The organism is Pseudomonas sp. PDM13 (genome assembly GCF_025685765.1).
In the GTDB taxonomy this organism is placed as follows: Bacteria; Pseudomonadota; Gammaproteobacteria; order Pseudomonadales; family Pseudomonadaceae; genus Metapseudomonas; species Metapseudomonas solani.
In genome coordinates, this window is the sequence record NZ_JAOTQU010000015.1 from 148,384 (window position 1) to 169,584 (window position 21,201).

The following is a 21,201-nucleotide window of genomic DNA, read 5'->3' on the forward strand; positions in this document are numbered from 1 at the left end:
GAAGGCGCGCTGGGTCTCGACGTTGTCCTGCAGGTCGATGGCGGCGCGGCCGGGCTCTTCGACGATGGGGCTGCGGCCGGTGTAGATCTCGGTGGCGCCGTGGCGGGCACGCAGGACCACGCGGGTGCCCGGCAGCAGCACGTCGGCGGAGGCGTCGATGCTGACCAGGGTGCCGCCGGTCTTGCTCGCGGAATCCGGGCTGATGCGGTACTTGACCTGGTTCAGCGCCTGCTCGGCGCCGACCACCAGGGCGCCCAGGTAGTCCTCGCGCAGGCCGCCGTCGTCCAGGCGCAGGTGCCACTGGCCCGGGCCGAGGGGCAGCATGTCGAGGGCGTTCGGGGCGATTTCCAGGCGCTCGGCGCTGACCCACTGCAGGGCCACCGGGTATTGGTTGACGTAGCCTTTGACGGTGCTGGAGAAGCCACTGCCGTTGATCACCACGCGGTCCTGGGCGCCACGGTGGAAGCGGGCGTTCTCCAGGTTGCGGATGCGCGGCTGGGTGGCACCGGCGGCGGCGACCTTGAAGTCCACCAGGTAGGGCGCCCACAGGCCGCTGCCACGCAGGTTGCGGGCGTCGCTCAGTTGCAGGCGCAGGGTGGCGCCGGCAGTGGGTGTGAAGCGCAGGGTGACGCGGGTCGCGGAGCGGCCATCGCCACCCACGGCCTCGATGCTCGGGGCTGCCAGCACCTGCTCGCCGTTGCTGATGTCCAGCAGGCGCAAGGCGCCCGGGGCACGCAGGGATTCCAGGGTTACCGGTTCGTTGAAGCTCAGGCTCACGGCCTGTTCGCTGGCCGGGATCACGCCACCCTGGGCGACGCTGGCATCGAGCACCAGGGCGCCGGGCAGTTCCAGCACGGTCAGGCCCTGCTTGCCGGAGCCGGCCACCAGGCGGTTGTTGAAGAGGTCCAGGGCTTCGATGCGCTCCTGGTTACCGGCGGAGACTACACGGGGCTGCAGGGGCTGGGCCAGGTCCAGCACCACCACGCCGCTTTCTGCCGAGACGAACAGCAGGTTGCCGGCCATGCGCAGCGAGACGCCACGGCCGGCGACGGCTTGCAGTTGCTTGTCGAGGCTGAACAGGACGCGCTCTTCCGGCTCGTCGCGGTTGATGATTTCGATGCCGCGGCTGCCGGCGGCGACCACCAGGTAGCGCCCGTAGACCAGCACGTCCTGCGGGTTGGCGGTGAAGCTGTAGGTGCGGGTCTGGCTCGGGTCGAACAGGTTGAGGCTGCGGATCTCGCCCTTGTCCATGTCGACGGCCTTGGACAGGGATTCATCCCAGCCCGGGCAGTTGACCCACTTGGCGCCCTGCACCAGGCCGCCGCTGAGCAGCCAGCCGTTGTCGAGCTTGAGCAGGCCGGCGCCGCGGAGGCCTTCGGGGGCGGCAACGCGTACCGGGTCTTCGCCATCCTGATAGTTCAGTGCCGCCAGGCCCAGGCCGCTGGAGCCGCCGATCTTGAAGGCGCAGGTGTCGCTGTTCGGCGGGTCGACATCCACCGAGGCGGTGGCGGCGAACAGGCCGTTACCCTGCTTGACCAGGCGGCTGACGAGGCCTTCGAGCTTCTCTTCCTGGATCACCTGCAGGCCGTTCTGCTCGTCCAGGTTGAGGCGTGCCACGCCGCCGTTGCCGCTGGCCACGTAGAGGCGTTTGCGCCAGGTGTTTTCTTCCCATTCACGGGTCGGGGCGATCTGCAGGGAGTCGAGGCCGACGGTGAAGTCCTGGGCGGCCTGGCGATCGAGGACCTTCTGCTCTTCCTCGGTGGGCTCCATTTCGCCGCTGCCGAGGAAGTCGTCCGACAGGCGCTCGTTGATGGCCATCGCCTGGAGCTTCAGGGACAGGCGCTGGGTGTCGCTGGGCAGGGCCGGCGAGCCGCCCACGAGCAAGGGCTTGGAGGCGTCCTGCACGGAGAAGGTGGCGGCGCGGTAGTTCTCCGGCAGCCAGCCGCCGGAAACGAGTTTCTGCGCACCGTAGCCTTCGACCATGAGGCCGCCGTTGCTGATGGCGACGCCGGTGTCGCGGTCGATCCACAGGTCGCTGGGGAAGATCAGCGAGGGGTGCAGTTCAGCCAGCTTGCGCAGGCCATAACCGAAGCTGCGCTCGCCATTCAGGCGTGCCTGGTTGCCGTAGCGGTCTTCACCCAGCACTTCCACCTTGCCCGGGGCGCCACGGGGCGTGGTGACGCGCATGCGGTTGGTGGACAGCACCTGGACGCGGCCGACCGGCAGGCCGCCGAAGCGCACTTTGAGGCCGTCCATGACGCTGTTGCCCGGCTCGAAGCCATCACCGCTGATGGTGACGGTGGTGTCGCCGGTGATCGGGCCCCAGAGCGGTGCCAGGGCGTCGAAGCGGATCGGTGCATCCACCAGCAGTGCGCCTTCCAGCACTGCCTGCTGCCAGACGCCGTCGCGCAGCACGGTCAGGGTCAGGTTGTACTGGCCGGGGCGCGGCATGGCCGGGACGCTGACCTTGAGCACCGCCGGGGCGGTGTCGCTGTCACGGGTGACGCCTTCGATCTGCAGGGCGCGGTCGCCGAGGAACAGGCGCACCTGGGCCAGGTTGGCCGGGATGCCACGGGCGCTGACGGTAATCAGGCTGGTGGCGTTCTGGGCGATGCGACGCGGCACCACGGCCTCGAGGCTGAGGGTGTCGTCGCGGGCACCACGGTAGGTGAGGCCGACGCGCTGATCCTGGGCCAGGCGCTGGAGCACCACGGTGTCGGTGGCGGACAGCGGCTTGACCGAGGCGATGCCGGCCTTGGCCAGCAGGGTGAGGCGGTCGCCGGCCTTGAGGCTGTCGGCGACGCTGGCGGCCAGGGTCAGGCGGGCGTCGTTGTTGAGGATCTGCACGATGGCCGGCAGGGTTTCGCCCTGGGGCCCGAGCACGCTGAACAGCGCGGCGTTGGCCGGGTACAGGTCGATGGCCTTGTTGAAGCGGGCGATGACCTGCAGGCTGCCGTCCACCTGGCGGTCGAGGATGCCGTTGCGCGGGTCGACGGTGTGCAGCTTGAGCACCACGTCCGGCACCACTTGCAGCACGCTGCCCTTGGCGTCGACACCACCGGCGTGGGCGGCGTATTCGCTGGCCACGACGCTTTCCACGGTGCCGCCCTCAGGGGCCTGCATACTGCGGCTGGGTTGCGGACGCAGCGGGTCGGTGACGTCGATGCTGAGCACGCCCTTGTCGCCACGGGCGACGTAGAGGGTGTTGCCGTTGTAGTCGAGGTCGTAGACGTAGCCGATGTCGTTGACGCGGGCGACCACCTGCGGACGGTTCGGGTCCTGCAGGTCGACCACGGCGACGCCGCTGGCGCCGGCGGCCACGTAGGCATAGCGGCCCTGCAGCACCACGCGGGTGCCCGGCAGGTCGAGGTGGCCGAGGCGCTGCAGGCCCTGGCCGCTGCTCTGGCCGTAGACCTGGAAGCCGCCGCTGCCGTTTTCTTCCTTGGTCAGCAGACGGTTGTTGGGGAAGTCGAAGGCGCCGCCGACGGTGACCAGCAGGCCGCTTTCGCCGGCAGCGGCGTCGCGGGTGGCAACGTCGAGCATCGGCACACGCGGGTCGGTGGCGAGGCTTTCCACCAGGTAGGTCTTGTTCGGCAGGAAGGCATCGACCACGCCCAGGCCTTCTTCGCCCATGGCCAGGAGGACCCGGGCGTTGCGTACCCGCAGGCCGCGCACGGCGCTGGACGGCAGCTCCAGGGAGCCGATCAGGGTGGTGCGTGACGGGTCGAGGCTGTCGAAGGCCACGGTGAACAGTTGCGCGGCGTCGGGCTTGCCGCCACTGAGGTGCACGGCGGTGACGTAGACGCGGTCGGAACCGCGCTCGAAGTAGGGTTCGACGCCCACGGCGATGTAGCCGGACGGCAGGCTGATGGAGGAGATGACGCGGTCGTCGCGGCCATCGCGGTTACGGTCGATCAGGCGCAACAGGTCGTCCGGGTTCAGCGGTTTCTGCGGGTCGGCGGTGTAGTTGCCGGCGTTGAGGTCGTAGACCAGCACGCCATTGCTGCCCTGGGCGGAGAACAGGTAGCTGCCGCTGGGGTCCAGCGCCAGGTCGTAGACCCGGCCCTTGTCGCGGATCTGCGATTGCGGCGGCTGCTGGAAGGTGAAGGACTGCGCCAGGGTGCCCTGTTGGCCGTTGGCCAGGCGGATGCGCACGTCCACCGTGCCGATGGGGCCGGGCGGGGTGATGACTTCGAGGGTTTCGCCGTCGAGCACCTTGAACTGCTCGGCGAGGATGTCGCCGAAGCTGACGGTCATGGCGCCCAGTTCGCTGCGGAAGCCCTGGCCCTTGATCAGCACTCGGGTACCGCCGTTGAGGGAGCCCTGGGCCGGGGACAGCGAGCGCAGCAGCAGCGGTTCGACGAATTGCACGGCGCCGACGCGGGTGGCCTTGCTGCCGTTGCCGGCGACCACTTGCAGGCTGGCCGGGCCGGGCAGGCTGGAGGGCGCCTGGACGCGGTAACGGGCGCTGCCGTCGGGCAGGGATTCGGCGAGGGTGCCAGTGGCGGTCTGGCCGGAGACGGTGAACTGCGGCTGGCCGGTGACGCCGGACAGGTGCACGGTGATCTCGCCACCGCCGACGTCGAGCATGGAGGGCCGGCTGTCGAGGATGGCCACCTGGGCACCGCCGGCCAGGCCGCTGCGGAAGTGGATGGCGTGTTCCATCAGGCCACGGCTGCGGCGGCTGGCCAGGTCACCCTTGAGGATCAGTTGGTGGCTGGCATTGGCCAGCAGCGCTTGTTCGGGTACCAGGGTGAGGGTGCGCTGGTCGGTGCTGCGTTGCAGGGCGAAGGGCAGGCTGGTGGCCGGCTGGTCGCCCTGGGCGTCACGTTGCAGCACCAGGAACTGGCGCAGCTGCTCGTCGCTCATGGCGGCGAGGGAGCGGGTGAAGCGCAGCTCCAGGGGGCTGTCCAGGGGCACGCCGTCGGCCTGGTCGCGGGGCGTGGAGCCCACCAGTTCCAGGGTCAGCAGGTCCACCAGGCCGAGGTGGGAGACTCTGCCGGCATTGGCGTCGGCGCGCAGGGCGAAGCCGGCGATGCCCTGGTCGGCGATGACCAGCGGCTGGGTGCGCCAGGGTTTCTTCAGCAGGCCGTCGTATTCGTACTGATAATCGGCGGGACGTACGCAATAAGGCAGGCTGAGGGCGTCCAGCAGGCCGATTTCCGCAGTGCGGCTGAAGTCGTAGAAGCCCAGGTAAGCCCGCAGACCCTTCTCGCAGGCGCCATCGTCGCTGTCGGTGAGGGTCAGGTTGAGGCCGGCGGTGGCCTGGGCGGCGATGCCACGGCTTTCGCCCGGCACGCTGAAGCCGCTGGAGAGGTAGCGACCCTGCTCGCGGATGAAGGCCGGACGGCTAGCGTCGTAGAGGTTGAGGCCGTTGCCGGTGGCGAAGCGGCTGCCGTCGGCGGTGAGGCCGATGTAGCCACCCACGCGGGATTCGCCCAGCTGCGGCAGGGACGGACGCGACAGGTCGAAGACCACGCGGCTGGTGCCGTTGACCACGTGCAGGCTGTCGCCGATGACGGCGATGTCCTGGACGTTGCTCAGGGTCTGGGCGCGACCGTCGATGCTGGCCTGGGTGATGCGGCGCACCACGGTGGGGCGCAGCGGGTCGGCGACGCTGACCACGGCGATGCCTTCGCCGGTGGTGGCGATCAGCAGCAGCCCCTGGTGGGCGACCACTTTTTCCGGCACGGCCTGGGTGAAGGGCAGCGGCAGGCTGTAGCGGATGCCACGGTCTTTGCCCGGGGGCTGTTCGGTGAGGTCGTCGGGGTCACGGATTTCGCGGTCGTAGACCAGCAGCACGCTGCGGCTTTCGTATTCGGTGTCGATGTAGGGGAAGTCGTAACCGCGGCCCACAACATACAGCTGCTTGTCAGCCAGGGCCATGGCGCTGGGCTTCATGTCCTGGGGCAGGTTGTAGTAGCCCAGGCCGTGGCGCGGCGAGGCTTCGCCGACCTTGGCCGGGTCGTATTTCACCAGGCTGATCCAGCCCGGGGCGTAGTAGTGCTCGAGCTGCTCGCGGCTGAACACCTGGTTGGGTCGGGGCGAGCCCTCGCCCAGTTCGCCACGGCCGAGCACGTAGAACATGTGCAGCTGGCTGTCGACGGCGAGGTCGACGATCTGGCCCGGCGGCAGCTTGAGCGGGTCCGGCACGTAGTCGGTGATTCCGCCCTGCTCCAGGGTCTCCAGCCGCTTGTCGATGTCCTTGGCGGTCATCGGCTTCTCGCTCTCGAGGCCGCGGTTCAGCTCCAGGCGACCGTAGAACAGGGCGTTGCGCTGGACATAGTGGCGGCCCAGATCGTCGTCCAGTTCGAGGTCGACGAAGCCGCGGTAGCCGTTGCCGTTTTCGTCGCGGAAGTCCGGCACCAGCAGGCTCATGCGTTCCGCGCTGTAGAGGCGCAGGTCGTCGGAGCCGACCTTGATGACCTTCTTCTCGGGGTTCGGCTCGCCGCTCTTGTACGCGGTGAGCCGGAGGCCGCTGTGGAAGCCCTTGCCCACCAGGTCGACGCGGTCGTTCTTGCCGCTCTGGGCCACGCGCACCACGGCCGGGGCCAGGTGCGAGATGGACAGTTCGTCGACGAACACGAAGCCGCCGAGCACGGTGTCGGAGAGGCCGGCTTCGGTGTACAGGCTGACCGCCGCCGGGCCCGGGTAGTTGGGCACGGTGCGGGCGTAGAGGCTGATCACGCCGCTGGCGGCGTCCACCACACGACGCTCGATCACCAGCGGTTCGCCGCCCACCAGCAGGCGCGGCTGGTCGCCGAAGTTGAGGCCACGGACGATGAGTTCGGTACCGCCGCGCACGTCGCCGACGTTGACGCAGGCACTGCGCTCGGCGCTTTCGCGGGTGCAGATGCTCTGGATGTCCGGGTAGGCGGCGTCGGCCGGCGCGGTGCTGAAGCTGAAGACGTAGTCGGACGCCAGCGGTTGGCCGGTGATGGGCGCCAGGCCCTGCTTGATGCGCACGTAGTAGCGCTGGCGCGGCTGCAGGCTCTGGCCGTCCTTGCGGGTGAGCTGGATGCGGCGCTTGGTGGTGTCGGTGCCACGGGCGGCGAAGGACAGGTCGAACAGGCCGGTGACGTCGCGGCCGACCTGGGCATCGCCTTCGAGCACCTGGACGAAGTCGGCCAGGCGGGTCTGCTCCGGCAGCACCGCCGACAGCTCGATGAGCATGGCCGGCAGCTGGGTGCTGACATCGCTCTCGCCCACCTGCGGGTTGTGTTGCAGCACGGTGAGGGCCGGCAGGTCGATGCGTCCGATGCCGCCCTTGCCGGCGGCGACCTGGATGGCGCCACGGGCGAGGGTCACGCCACGGATGGCGAAGTTGTCGGTGGTGGCGTTGCGCTGGACCATGACCGGGACGCTGGCGTCCAGGCCGCTTTCACCGATGCGGGCCAGGTCGAGGATCTGCACCAGGCTCTGGGTGGGCTTGTCTTCCTGGTCGGAGAGCAGCTCGGTGACGTAGGCCAGGTTGCCAGAGACGTGCACGTCGTAGAGGCCGTCGGCGGCCTGGTCGGGACGGTGCGGCTTGATCTCCACCACCTGGACCAGGCGCGGCTGGTCGGGCTCGCTGATGTCGATGCGCGTCAGGCGGGCGCTGTCGCCGCTGCCGGCCATGTCGGTGACATAGAGCTGGTTGCCCACCAGGTGCAGGCGGTTGGCGACGCCGAGGGTGTCGATGCGTGCCACCTGGGGCATGGCCGGGGTGCTGAGGTCGGCCACCACCACGCCTTCTTCGGAGGCGGCGATGTAGGCGTAGTGGCCACGCACCTTGACGTCACGGGCAAAGCCGTTGGGCTTGATGTAGCCGACGTGGTAGGGCGCGGTCATGTTGGTGATGTCGATGACCTGCACGCCGCCGGCGCCGTTGGCCACCAGGGCCAGGTTGCCGCTGCGGGTGAGGCCGTAGACATCCGGGTAGGGCATGTCGACGCGGCCCATCTTCAGGTAGGGCAGGCCGAACTGGCCGTCACCGTTGCGCTGGCCGAACAGCAGCAGCTCGCCGGCCTTGTTGTCCAGGTAGAGGGCGCCGGTGCCTTCGCTCGGGGTGTCGCCGCCGTGCCAGTCCTTGCGGATCTCTTCGCTGAACTGGCTGACGAACTGGCAGCCCAGGGCGTTCGACTGGCAGCTGCCCGGGGCGGTGACGCCGGACTTGCCGGCGAGGACGATGTTCTCGTCGGTGACCAGCTCGCCGATGGTGCCGGTGAAGATTTCGGCGGCGCCGTTGAGCAGCGGCGAGTAGGCAAAGTAGTCGCCCTTCTGGTTGCCCTGGGTTTCGTCCACGGCGTCCATGATGAAGATGCCGGTGCGGGGCTCGGCGAGGCCGCGCAAGGCATCTTCCTTGCTCAGCAGGCCGAGGCCCTGTTCGACGCGTAGCGGGTCGACGCTGGCCCAGGCGGCGATCATCGCGCCGGTGCGGTCGAGGGCACGGTACTGGTCGATGGCGGTGTAGTGCACACCCTTGGCGGACGCCTGGGCACCGGCCTGGGGCGCGATGAAGCGGCGCTCGCTCAGCGGCCAGCCCACTTCGTGGTAGGTGTCGCGGGTGACGGTGTGGTTCGGCGTGACCACCTTGGTGAGCACGTGCAGGCGCTCGTTGCGCAGGCCGGTACGGCGCAGCACGTTGCCCTGGCTGATGTCGGCCCAGTAGATGAAGTAGTGCTTGTCGGGGTCGCTGACCGGCGTGGTGTCGCCCGGCTGGCGCTGGTCATCACGGAACAGCGACAGCGGGTACTCGTCCGCCACCTTCCATTCGCCGGCGTCGTTCTGGTACTCGCGGCGCCAGAGCATGCTGACGCTCTGGATGGCGCCGCCCATGTCTTCGATGGACACCACCGCCCGCAGGCTTTCGCCCATGGTCAGTACGTCCTTGTCGATCGGGTAGAGCACGCCCAGGCGCGGCACCACGGTGTCTTCCAGCTTGCCGACGCGGACCACCTGGGTTTCACCCGCCTGGCCCAGCGTGTCGTAGGCGATGGCCTGGACGGTGAAGCCCTGGACGCCCGCCGGTGCGGCGAGGCGCGCGCGGTAGACGTGGTCCTGGGCGTGGCTGCCGACCTGCTGGCCGTAGCTCTGCTCGGTGGTGGTGACCGGTACGCCGTTGACATAGAAGGTGACGTGGTCGATGCCTTCCGGGCCGAGGTCGTCGAAGGCTTCGACGAAGACTTCCAGGTCCTGGCCGTCGATCACCACCGAGTTGTCGTTGTCGGGCTTGACGATGCGCGCCTGCGGCGGCTTGTCGGCCTTGATCAGGATGCTGCCGGGCAGGTCCACCATGGCGGATTCGTAGCCATCGAGGTCACGGGCCTTGGCGCGGAAGCGCAGCACCTGGTCGACGCGGCCGGTGGGCACCTTGAACTGGAATTGGTAGGGCGCGGCGGAGTCTTCGCCCAGGGCCTGGTACTTGGGCGCCGAGCCGGCCGGGCCGATGGCGTAGTAGAGCGCAGCACTGTCGACGCCGACTTCGGGGTCGCTGGCCTGGACCTGGACCACCACGCCGCGGCCTTCGGTGAGCTCGGTGACCTCGCCCATGGCGAAGCCTCGGGCGTCCAGCAGCTTGATGGCGTTGATCTCCGGCGGCTGGTTGCGCAGCAGGTTGACCGGGATGATTTCCTTGGCTTCGTTGCCGGCGGGGTCACGGGCGGTGACCTGCAGCTGCATCGCGAGGGATTCGGGCAGCGTCTCGGTGCGACCGAGGTAGTCGGCGATGCTGGCCACCGGCAGGCTGCCGATGAAGGGGCCGGTGAGCAGCAGGCGGTCGGAGACGCGCTCTTCGGGGGCGAAGGTGCCGTCGCCGTTGCGGTCGACATAGAGGCCCAGGCTCACGGAGCCGACCTTGACATTGTCGCTGACTTCGAGCTGGTACGGCAGGTTGCGTTTCTCGGCGATGCTGGCGCCGTTGGCCACCGGCAGCTTGACCAGCAGCTGCGGCGCCTTGTCGTCCTTCAGTACGCGCACCCGCACCGCTTGCGGCGTGGTGACGTTGCGGCCCTTGCCGTCGGCGCGACGCTCCAGGGCGCTGGCGGTGAGGCTAAGGTCGGTGCCGGCCTGGCCATAGGGCACTTCGACGAGGAATTCGTAGGGGAAGACCATGTCGGTGAGGCTGCGGTCGCCGCCCTTGAGGCCACCGATGTTGAGCACCACGCGGTCGATGCCGACGTCGTCCACGGCGTTGATTTCCACCAGCAGCAGCTGGCCTTCGGTGGTCTCGCTGTTGTTCAGCGGCGCGCCGACTACCACGCTGGGCAGCTGGTCACGGGTGACTTCCACCGTCAGGTGTTCTTCGGCGCGGTGGGCGTCCAGATCACCGTGGGCGACGCCGTAGGTGTCCACCGCTTCCAGGCTGAGCTGCACCTGGTTGGCCTGGGGGTTGTCCGGGTCGAAGGCCGGCATCGGCACGGAGAAGTTGTAGGGCGACTGGCGCAGGCGGATCTCGTAGGGCGCCTGGCCGTTGCCGTAGGTGGCGCGCAGGTGCACGTACTCGACGCCGACGTCGTCGAAGGCCTTGGCGTTGACGTACAGCGGGTTGCCTTCCACCACCTTGGCGCCGGGCACCGGCTCGACGACGTCGATCACCGGGCGGGCGTCGATGTTGATCGGGTAGCTGTTGGTGAGCACCGCGTTATTGGCGGCGTCGAAGCCTTCCAGGCGCACGCGCACGCTGACCCGCTCGATCTGGTCGCTGGTCAGGCCGAAGGCGCGGACGATCTCGGCCAGGCGGTCGACGTGGATCAGCTGGCTGTATTCGGGGGTGTCGATGTCGACCGTGGTGACCGGCTCGTAGTCCTCGGAAGGAATGCCGTCGATGGTGCGCACCACGGTGAAGGGCTGCTCGCGGTCCTGGGCTTCGCCACGGACGCGCACCGAGTAGCCACGCGAGAGCACCAGGCGGTTGACCTTGACGTTGTCGAAGGCTTGGTAGACCAGGGTGAAGTCGCTGTCTTCGATGGCGCCGAAACCGACAGTCGGACGCTTGAACAGCAGTTTCGGGCTGATGGTATCGGCCATCACCTTGATCTTGCGTTCGTAGAGCCCGACCGCTCCATCGGAGTCTTCGATCTGGGCAGTCAGCTTGAGGTCTTCGTTGTAGCGGATCAGGCCCTGCGGCACTTCCAGCACGAAGGTGCGCTGCATCGCGTAGGGGCTGTCCTTGCGGCCGAAGTCGTCGGCCATGGACTTGTCGTAGCGGCCATGGATGCTGTCGTGGATGCTGGCGAACGCGGCTTCCACCACCTTGTCGCCACCGGCGGCGCCGTCGGCGCTGGCGATCACCGGCAGCGGCACGCCATTGGCGAAGACCTTGAGGCGGCTGGCGGTGATCTTGCGGTCGTCGGCGGCCACCAGGCCCACGCGGATGCGGAAGGTGCCGGCGGCGATTTCCTGGGTGTCACCCGGGGCGGTGATGCGCACCTCGGGGACCATGTTGGTCAGCGGGTGGACCAGGATGGTGCGGTCACTGACATGACCGTAGGTGTCGGTCAGTTCGATGCGGTATTCGGTGGGCTCGGTCTGGTCGAAGAGGATTTCGGCCTGGTCGAGCGCCTGCAGCGGCGGCGCGGTGGGGCAGTTGACCTGGAAGCCGCGCTCGTAGACCACGGCGGCGATGCTGCCGTCGCGCTTCAGACGCAGCACGCGGTAGGCGGCGAGGCCGGCGTCGTCGCGCAGGTCGGTGTCAAGGCGGAAGCGTTCCTGGGTGCGTACCCAGAACTCGCCGTAGTTGATGCGGGCCGGGTCGGTAAGGGCTTTTTCGTACTTGCCGTCGACCCAGTAGGAGTTGAAGCCGGTGATGCTGAGCTGGGGCTTTTCGTTGGCCGCCAGGGGGTAGCGCAGGCTGTGCTCGGTGGTGCGGCCGCTCCAGTCCTCGGCCACCAGGGTGAGCTCCAGCTCGCCGCTGGAGAACTCGCGGGGCACCTGGTAGGGCAGTTGCAGGCCGGTCTGGCCGAGGATGACGCCGAGGTCATGGACGGTACGGCCACGGTTTTCCAGCAGGCGCAGGCTCTTCAGGCCCAGGCTGTCGTCACCGAAGGTGGTTTTCAGGTCCAGCTGCTGCATGGGCACCACGACGCTGCCGGCCACCGGGCTGACGATGCGCGACTGGGGCGCCTGTTCGTCCAGCCGCAGGGGCTGTTGCAGCAGGGTGCCGAGCACCAGGTCGCCACGCTCATGGGAGAGACGGTCGGTGGCGTGGCCGATCAGGCTGAGGCTGTTGCTTTGCACCTCGGCGGGCACCGGCAGGAGCAGGTTGTAGCGGTCTTCCGCACGGTTCTGGGAGGCACTGCCACCCAGTTGCAGGAAGGCGGTCTGGGCGTTGCCGTCGAGGCCGTCCTGGAGCAGCAGGTTGAGGGCGTAGCGACCCGGTACACGGGTGCCGCCGTCGGTGCTGACATCCGCCAGGGCGGTTTCCAGTTGGGTGAACTGCAGCTCGCGGATGAAGGCCGGCGCGCCGCTGCGGGGGCGCAGCACCAGGCGGGTGGCGTCGGGGCCGCCCAGGGCGGTGAGGTCGAGCAGGCCGTTGACGGCCTGTACGTCACGCAGGGCCGGGCGTACCTGGCAGAGGCTGCGGGAGTATGTTTCCAGCTGCCAGGTGCTGGTCTGGTCGCCCACCTTGAGCAGGCGCGGCTGATAGAACTGGTCGCTGCCGGCGACGATCAGGCGACCGTCCTTGACCTGCAGGAAGGGTTTTTCGTTGAACAGCAGGTTGCCCTGCCAGCCCTGGGCTTCGGGGTAGGCGATGCTGATCAGCGGGCTGTTCTGCTTGCTGGTGGGCTCGACCTGGTTCAGGCCGCGCACATCACGGGCGCCGCCGAGGTCACGCAGGGAGCTGGCCAGCAGCAGGTAGCGGGCGGTGCTTTCCGGCACGCCGTCATTGAAGTCGTCCTGCACCAGCAGGCTGCCGCGCAGGGGCATGCCGCGCTGCTGCTGGGCAGAGGGGGTGCTGTCCTTCCAGCTGAGCAGCGGCGCCATGTCGCGCTGGACCAGCAGGCGGCGGGTGACCTGGCTTTCGTTGCCGAGCAGGTCCTTGGCCTTGACCACCAGGGTGAGGCCGATGGGCTCGGCCTGGGGACGGTAGCGTTCGATATCGAGCTCGACGGTGGCGCCGTTCGCGGGCACCTCGACCTGCGGCAGGCTGAGGCCTTCGGCCTTGGTCAGCAGATCGTCGCGGCCCTGGTCGTCCAGCAGGCGCACTTCGTAGGAGGCGACGGCGGTGTCGTCCTGCAGGCTGATCTGCAGCTTGGTCTTCTGCCGCTCGAAGAGGCGCTCGATGGGCGACTGGATGTTGATCTGCGGGCCGGTCTCGTCGCCCAGCACCTTGATGTTGATGGCCGGGGAGCGGGTTTCGTTGATGCCCCGGTCACGGGCGCGCAGCACCAGTTGCAGGACGCGGCCGGCGTAGCGGCGGGTCAGCTCGGGTGTGAGGCGCAGGCGGCCGTCGAAGTCGGCATAGAAGCGCTGGCCCACGAGGATGGCGCCGAGGGTGCCGGGGTTGGGGACCCTGACGGTTTCGACGCGGTCCTTGCGGCTGAACAGCTCCCAGGCGATGGCGTGTTCTTCGTGGGTGTCCGGGTCGATCAGCACCGGGTCGAGGCTGTCGACGTACTGGTTGTCGCCGGCGCTGCCCTGGATCTGGAAGCTGGTGCCCGGGGGCAGGCTGAAGTCGCCTTCCGGCTTGCTCAGCTGCAGGGTCGGCGGCTCGGTGTCGTCGATGATTTCCAGTTCCAGCGAGGCTTCGCTGACCTGGTTGGCACTGTCGTAGGCGCGCACGGCGATATCGGTATCGGCACCGGCCTTGTTGGGCACGCGCAGGGCGGCACCGACGTAGCCTTCCTTGGATTTGGCTATGTCGGCACCGGTGACGGTCTTGAGCACCTGCACCTGGCCGCCCTGGCGCAGGATGAATTCGACGCGGTTCACTTCGCGGTCGTCGGTGACCAGGGCCTGGGCGGTGAAGGCTTCACCTTCGTAGAGGCGCGATCCGGGAGCCGGGGCGCGGACGCTGATCTTCGGCGGCAAGTCCTTGCTGATGGGGAAGCGCCAGAGGGTGGGCTGGGCGTCGTTTTCGTACTGGTCGCTGCCGCGCAGCTCGATCACCAGCTCCTGCTGGTCCGAGGGCACGTCCATCAAGAAGCTGTCTTCGAAGCTGGCGACCTGTTGTTTCTCGCCGAAGGTCTTGGCGTACAGCTCCTTGGTGCCGCTGTGGGCGCTGAAGGTCACCAGGCGGGTGTCGTCGACGCCACGCAGGCGGACCTGGATGCGGTTGCCGGCATAGAGCGGCGCGCCCTGGATCGGCGAGACCACGGCCAGGCGCGGGCCGAGGGTGTCGGCCATGACCTGCACGGGCAGTTCGCGGTCGTCGCCCTGCTGGCCGCCGTCGTCGATGGCGGCGACCTTCAGGCGCAGGGCGCGGTCCTGGTTGCCCAGGTTGAGGGGCTTGAGGTCCACCACCAGGCGGTTGACGGTGTCCGGGCCGATGTTGAGGCCTGACTGCTGGTCGAGGCGCTTGTGCCAGAGCGGGGCGCTGCCGCCTTCGGCCCAGAGGCTGGCTTCGAGGGCGTGCACGGCGCGGTCGTCGTGGGCGACCACGTCCACCTGCAGGCTGTCCTTGCTGTAGACGCGGCTCTGCACCGGGTTGAGGGCGCGGACTTCGGGCTTGGTGTCGTCGGCGATACCGATCAGCACCTTCACTTCGCTGTCGTTGCCGGCACCGTCGGTGGCCACGGCGCGGATCGGGTAACGGTCGTAGCGCACGCCGTCGAGGTGCTTGAACTTGGGTGCGGCCACCACCTTGAGGGTGGAGAAGGCCTTGAGGGCACCCGGGATGGCTTGCACCGAGAGGCTGCCGTCGGCGCTGCTCAGGTGGTCGCTGGGGTTGCCGGTGAGGTAGAAGCCGACGCCTTCCTTCTTGGCGACGCCGTAGAGGTCCAGGCGCTCGACACCGACGTTGTCGTAGCCGGTGACCTTGAGCACGAAGGTGCTGTCTTCCACCACCGGGGCGAGGTCGTCGCCGGCATCGCTGACGGTGATGGAGGGGGACGCCAGGTTGATGACCGGGTCTTCCTCGTCCTTGCCCAGGGTGACGTTGACCGGGGCGCTGCGGGCCAGTTGGCCGGCGCTGTCGGTGACCTCGGCGTGAATGGTGAGCGGGGTTTCCTTGTCGACGCCGGCCGGTGCCTGGTAGATCACCGCGAAGGGCGCCTTGAGGTCGGTGCCCACCAGCTTGCCGTTGACGTAGAAGTCGACCTGGCGCAGGCCCAGGTCGTCGGTGGCGTTGGCCCGCAGTTCGACCGGCTGGCCGGAGACCAGATGCGCGCCTTCCACCGGGTGGCTGAGGGCGACGGTGGGGGCCTGGTCGCCCTTGACCGGAAGGGTGAGGGGCTCGGACAGGTTGGATTGCTGGTGCAGGTCGACCACGCGGGCGCGCAGTTCGAGGGTGCGGCCGAGCCAGTCCTGCTTGATCGGCAGCTGGAAGCTGTGGCTGGTGCTGCGCAGGCCGAGCTTGGAGCCATCGTAGTCGCGGTCCTGGTGGCGGTAGGACTGCACTTCTTCGCCGTTCACCAGCAGGAAGATGTCGGTGCCGCCTTCGAGGGTGTCGTCGGTGGCTTCGACCGTGACGCTGATGGTCTGGCCCACGGTGGCGATGCTGCCGGCCGCTGGCTGGGTGATGCGCGAGGTGGGCCGCTGGTTCTCCAGCACCCGCAGCAGGCGGGCCGGGGCGTCGACCACGGCGCCGTTCTGGGCGTGTACGCGGGCGGAGAGCGCCATGCTGGTTTCCCGCAGGGCAATCTCGGGAACCTGCAGCGTGACCTGCCAGACCTCGAACAGCTGCTTCTGCTTCGGGTCACTCTCCAGCGGGCGCTGCTCGAAGATGGGGAAGCGGGTTTCGCCGACCTTGCGGCCGTCGAGGAAGTATTCGACCTGGCTGATGCCGCTCTGGTATTCCACGTCCGGGAGCACGCCCAGGTTGACGCTGATGGCGGCGCGCAGCGGGCTGTTCTCCACCACGCGCTGGGCATCCACCGGGGATTCGAAGATGAAGTCGGGGGCCTTGGGATTGCTCTTGGCCACGACCTGCACCGCACGCTCGGGGCTGCTCTGGCTTTTGCCGGTTTCATCGAAGGCGACGGCGCGTGCCCGCAGGGTGCGGCCTTCCAGTTCCTGTTCGATGGGCAGGCTGAGGGCGTAGGGCGGGGACAGGCGACGGCCGACCATGCTGCCGTCGAGCCAGAATTCCACGCTCTTCACGCCGACGTCGTCGCTGGCGCTGGCCTGGAGCTCCAGTACCGAGCCGACGGCGATGCTGGCTTCGGGTTGCAGGTCGACCGTGGGCGCGGCGTCCTGGGCGGCGACCGGCAGGTCGACGCCGATATCCGGGTAACGCTGCAGGCGGGCATGCAGCTGCATGGGGCTCTGCTCGGGCACCTGGGCCCGGGCGCGCAGTTGCAGCTGGTCGTTGCTGTCGAGGATGCCTTCGCTGCCGTTGGGCAGTTGCAGTTCGACGACAAGGCTGTCGGCCAGGGGCGATTCACTGCCATCGTCGAATACCGCCAGCAGCGCCGGCAGCGATTGGTAGTCGTTGAGGCGCGGCAGGACCAGCGGCTGGCCGGCGACCTGGCCTTCGAAGCGCAGGGCGGTAAGGCGGCGGCTGTAGTCGACCTTCACCGGCAGGCTGACTTCCGGCAGGCCGGGGTAGCTCACATAAACAAAGACCGCCTCGGCGGCGGTCTCTTGCAATGGATAGACAACGCCTTCGGCGCTGACCCAGACCGCGTCCGGATTGGAAGAGCGGTAGCTGATGCCGTTTCCCAGGCCGGCCAGGGGGGTAGGCCCGCGGAATTCGAAATCGACCTCGGGAATCAGCCGGGCCGACTGCAGGGCGTCGCTGAACACCAGGCGGTCGGGGTGGACGGCGATGGAGCGGGCGGCTTCTTCGACGCTGTCGCCGATGAAGCGGATGTCGGAGAAGCTGCTCTGGTTGCCGGAGGCATCGACGGCGACGGCCTGGACCATGACCAGGGCGTTGCGCGCCACTTCCTCGGCGCTGAGGGGAGCATCCAGGCGCTGGCGCAGGGTGTAGCGCTGCTGGCCATCCACCTTGGGGAAGACGCGGAGCGCTTCGGGCATGCGCAGGAAGGCGCGGCGCTCGGCCTGGCTGACCACGCCGCCAGCGGCGCGCAGATCGGACGCGCGCAGGCCGGTGAGGGAGAGGCTGAGGTAGCTGAGGTCGATGTCGTCCTGGGCGTCGAAGCTGGCGACCAGGTATTGGTTGCCGTCCTGGTTTTCGATGGCCAGCTGGGCGAGTTCCAGCTGCGGGGCGACGTTTTCCTGCTGGAAGGTCTCGCTGTAGTCCTGGATGCGGCCATCGGCGAAGACCAGCTTGACGGCGGGCTGCAGGACGTCGGTACCTTCGAGACGGAAGCTGAACGAGCAGGCGACGCTGGAATCGATGTCGCGGGCGGCGTCGGTAGGCAGGAAGCGCTTGCCGGTGGCGGGCACGCTGACTTCGGCGAGGTCGCGGCAGTCGTCGATGGAGAGAACGTAGTCGGCAGCGTTGCCGGAGGAACCGAGGGCGGAGGCGGTGCGGATGTCTATTTCGGATGCAAAGGCTTCAGGGGCTGCCAGCGCGATAAGCGCGGCGAGCACCCGACGAAACCCTGTATGGCGGCATCCTTGCAGCATCTTGGGGAAAGTTCCATTTACTTTGCTTATAAAGGCGTAGGAATTCGATAGCCTTAGCCTTTCCAGTGGCAGAATGCTATACACGGAAAAATCTTATTTCAAGCCAGATACAAATGCCGAACGGGCATAAACGGTGGGGAACGTGATCGACATCAAAGAACGCCATCATGTGCCACCACCCGTCCTGACCCGGCTTTGCACCCGTTAGGGCAACCGATAGTATTGCCGCGCCATTACAGGGAAGAGTCCATGGCCACCATACTTCACACGCTGACCCGGCTCGCGGGCATTCGCTCAGTCAAGCTGTCGGCGCTCTCCCTGTGTTTCCTCCTCGTGCTCGCCGCCCTCGTGTGGCAAGGCCTGCAGCTTCGAGCTGCCCTGCAAGCGCCGGTACTCGCGCCCACCGAGGCGAACGAGCCCAGCCCGCAGGATGGCCCGACGCAACTCGGCAAAGGCCTGCTCGGTTTGTTCGGTTCCAGCGCCGATGCCGAGTCCGTGGCCGCCGAGGCGCTCGAGAAGCTGCCTGAAAGCAACCTGGACCTGCAGGTTTCGGCGATTTTCTTCGTGGTCCCGGCCGAAGAGAGCACGGCGATCCTGGAAGACGGCGATCGCACCCTCATTCTCAAGCCCGGGGAAGAAGTCCGCCCCGGCATTGCCGTGCAGCGCATCGAGAGCCACCGGATCACGCTGAAGCGCAACGGCAAGCTGGAACAGATCACCTTCCGCGGCTATGGCGATATACCGGGGGCCAGCCCCGCGCCGGAAAGCCCGATGCCCATGCCCGTTGCCCAGAACATCGAACCGGTGACCGACACCCTGGCCAGCTCGCTGCCCGCCGTGGCGGAGCCGGTACCTGTGAGCCAGGGTGTGCCCACCGCTTATCAGCAATACATTCAGCGCAAACTCGCGCAGAACAAGTAGTCGAGTAATGGAAGTGTCCACCAGAGCCCCGTCGTGCCTATTGCTCAGCCTGTGCCTGCTCTTCCCCTTCACCCTGGCCCACGCCGATGAAAAACCGGTAGCGGCCGAGGCGCCTGCGGCGTCCAGCGATGTGAAGATCAACATGCAGGACACCAACATCCGCTCCTTCATCGAGTGGATCGCCAAGACGACCGGCAAGAATTTCATCATCGACCCACGGGTGACCGGCAAGGTGACGGTCATTTCCAACGAGTCGATGAAGCCGGAAGAGGCCTACCGGGTGTTCCTCTCGGTGCTGCAGGTGCACGGCTTCTCCGCCATCGAGTCGGAAAGCGCGGTGAAGGTGATTCCCGACGCGAATGCCAAGCAGAGCGGCGTGCCGCTGGTGGACGACGACAAGCTGAACGATGACCAGCAGGTGGTGCGGGTGATCCGCACGCAGCACGTGCCGGCGACGCAGCTGGTGAACATCCTGCGGCCGATGGTGCCGCAGGTGGGGCATCTGGCGGCGTACCCCGATAGCAATGCGCTGATCATTTCCGACCGGGCTTCGAACATCAGCCAGCTGCTGAAGCTGATCTCGGAGATCGACCGCGCCGGCCAGTTCGAGATCGATGTGATCCCGCTGAAGTTCGCCAATGCCAAGGAGCTGTCGAGCATGCTTGGCACCCTGGTGCCCCAGGGTGGCGGCGCCGAGGGTTCGAGCAAGATGAACGTGTCGGTGGACGAGCGCACCAACAGCATCCTGATCTCCGGTGACCCGAGCAAACGCCAGCAGTTGCGCGATGTGCTCGCCAATCTGGATCGCCCGGGGAACATCATCCGCGACACCCAGGTGATCTACCTGCATTACCTGAAGGCTTCGGAAGTCGCACAGATTCTGCAGAACGTGGCCACCAGCCTGCAGAAGCAGGACAAGGATGTGGGCATCAGCGGGGCGGAGATTTCCATCCAGGCCAACGACACCACCAATGCCCTGGTGATCAGCGCGCCACCGGCGATCATGAAGACCGTAGAGGGCGTGGTGCAGCGGCTGGATATCCGTCGTGCACAGGTGCTGGTGGAGGCGGTGATAGTCGAGGTCTCGGACAACAAGGTCAACGAGCTGGGTGTGCAGTGGAAGACCTCGGATGGGGCCATTGGCGGTGACGGTTTCTACGGCGGCTTCAAGTCTTCGCTCAAGGGCAATACGGTCGACACCTTCCCCGGTGGCACCCCTCCCAAACTGGATGCCGGGTTGAGCCTGGGCTTCTACAGCAACGGCTCGCTGAGGGCGCTGATCCGCACGCTGTCCACCGATGACTCGATGAACATCCTGTCCACCCCGAACCTGGTCACCCTCGACAACGAGGAAGGCAAGATCGTGGTCGGCCAGAACGTGCCCTTCGTGACCGGCAGCTCGACCAGCGCCTCGAACCCGTCCACCAACCCGTTCCAGACCATCGAGCGCCAGGACGTGGGTATCACCCTGAAGATCAAACCGCAGATCAACGAAGGGGACTCGGTGACCCTGAACGTCTATCAGGAGATTTCCAGCGTCACCAACGACACCAGCGCGGCCGACATCGTGACCAACAAGCGCTCGGTGGAAACGCGGGTGCTGATCAAGGACAACATGACCTTGGTACTGGGCGGACTCATCTCGGATGAGGTGAGGGATTCGGGCGACAAGGTGCCCTTCCTGGGCAAGATCCCCATCATTGGCCAGCTGTTCCGCAGCGATCGCAAGGAAGTGAACAAGAAGAACCTGATGGTGTTCATCAAGCCCACCATCATCAACGACTTCGACCACGCCGACCAGTTGACCGAAGGCAAGTACAACTTCATCCGGGAACGCCAGCTTCGCTATGCCGACCAGGACATCGCCAAGGGCGTGCCCACGCTGCCGGAGCGCATCAACAGCGCGGAGAAGGAGCTGAAGATCAAAGCCGTACCGCTGCCGCCGCAGTAGCAGGGATTGACGGTTCATATAGAGCCACCTTCGGGTGGCTTTTTGTTGGGCGGCTGTTGAGGCTCTCCGGAATGCCGCAGAGCTGGCGGGGGGTATATGGGCTTCGCGCAAGCGCATGGGAACCACGCCTGAACCCGGGCGCACTGGGCAGCCAAGGCACGACACTCCTGGCCTGGAGAACCCACCAGCGAAGTGCTCGCCAAGTGGATCTGGCAACAGCTCAAGCCGCTGCTACCCGACCTCAGCCGCGTGCGCATCCATGAGACCTGCACCAGTGGCTGCGAGTACCGCGGCGACTGATTCTTCTCCTGCGCAAATGCAAAAGGCCACCCTAGGGTGGCCTTTTTGTTGCGCGTAGATCCTGCCGATCATATCGCCTGTTTAGTCGGGCGTGGACCGGATGTAGCCCGGACTTCAGTCCGGGGGCTCTTCGGCTCAGCGGAAATAACGGGATCGGCTGCAGCGAGGCTCCTAGGCATGGCAGCCCTTCGGCCTGCTTGGCGACTGAAGTCGCCCCTACAAGTCACCCTGGCAAGCCGTCCCATTGCACCCTGGCTGGACCAGTGTTGCCTCAAGCGGGTATCGCGAGCACTGCACATTGCTCGCCAACTTTTCCACAGCACAAAGTCAAACCCCCGACCTTCTTACGAAGATCG

The 21,201-nt window shown here is 67.2% G+C and carries 3 protein-coding genes and 1 pseudogene (1 of these 4 only partly in view); 3 read left to right on the forward strand and 1 reads right to left on the reverse strand.

The window, feature by feature from the left end; all coding sequences use genetic code 11:
* A protein-coding gene (locus OEJ36_RS16975; protein WP_263402505.1) for an Ig-like domain-containing protein crosses the window boundary here: on the reverse strand, window positions 1-17,637 show its start. It extends 25,245 nt beyond the left edge of the window; the window shows 17,637 of its 42,882 coding nt (coding positions 1-17,637); its start codon is at window positions 17,635-17,637; its stop codon lies beyond the left edge, outside the window.
* Between the two features lie 285 nt (window positions 17,638-17,922).
* Between OEJ36_RS16975 and OEJ36_RS16980 the strand changes: the two genes are divergently transcribed.
* The 3 genes and pseudogenes from OEJ36_RS16980 to OEJ36_RS16990 form a co-directional block, all read left to right on the forward strand.
* Complete coding sequence (locus OEJ36_RS16980; RefSeq protein ID WP_263402506.1) at window positions 17,923-18,594, forward strand: type II secretion system protein N; 672 nt, start codon at window positions 17,923-17,925, stop codon at window positions 18,592-18,594.
* Between the two features lie 13 nt (window positions 18,595-18,607).
* Entirely contained in the window at window positions 18,608-20,545 is a 1,938-nt protein-coding gene (gene gspD / locus OEJ36_RS16985; RefSeq protein WP_263402507.1) for a type II secretion system secretin GspD, read from the forward strand.
* A gap of 157 nt (window positions 20,546-20,702) precedes the next feature.
* A pseudogene (locus tag OEJ36_RS16990) lies at window positions 20,703-20,845 on the forward strand (6-pyruvoyl trahydropterin synthase family protein); the annotation flags it as partial.
* Window positions 20,846-21,201 lie beyond the last annotated feature (356 nt).

Bases quoted from the DNA above. Each gene is read 5' to 3' on its own strand.
- OEJ36_RS16980 (WP_263402506.1), top strand. From the start codon at position 17,923: ATGGCCACCATACTTCACACGCTGACCCGGCTCGCGGGCATTCGCTCA.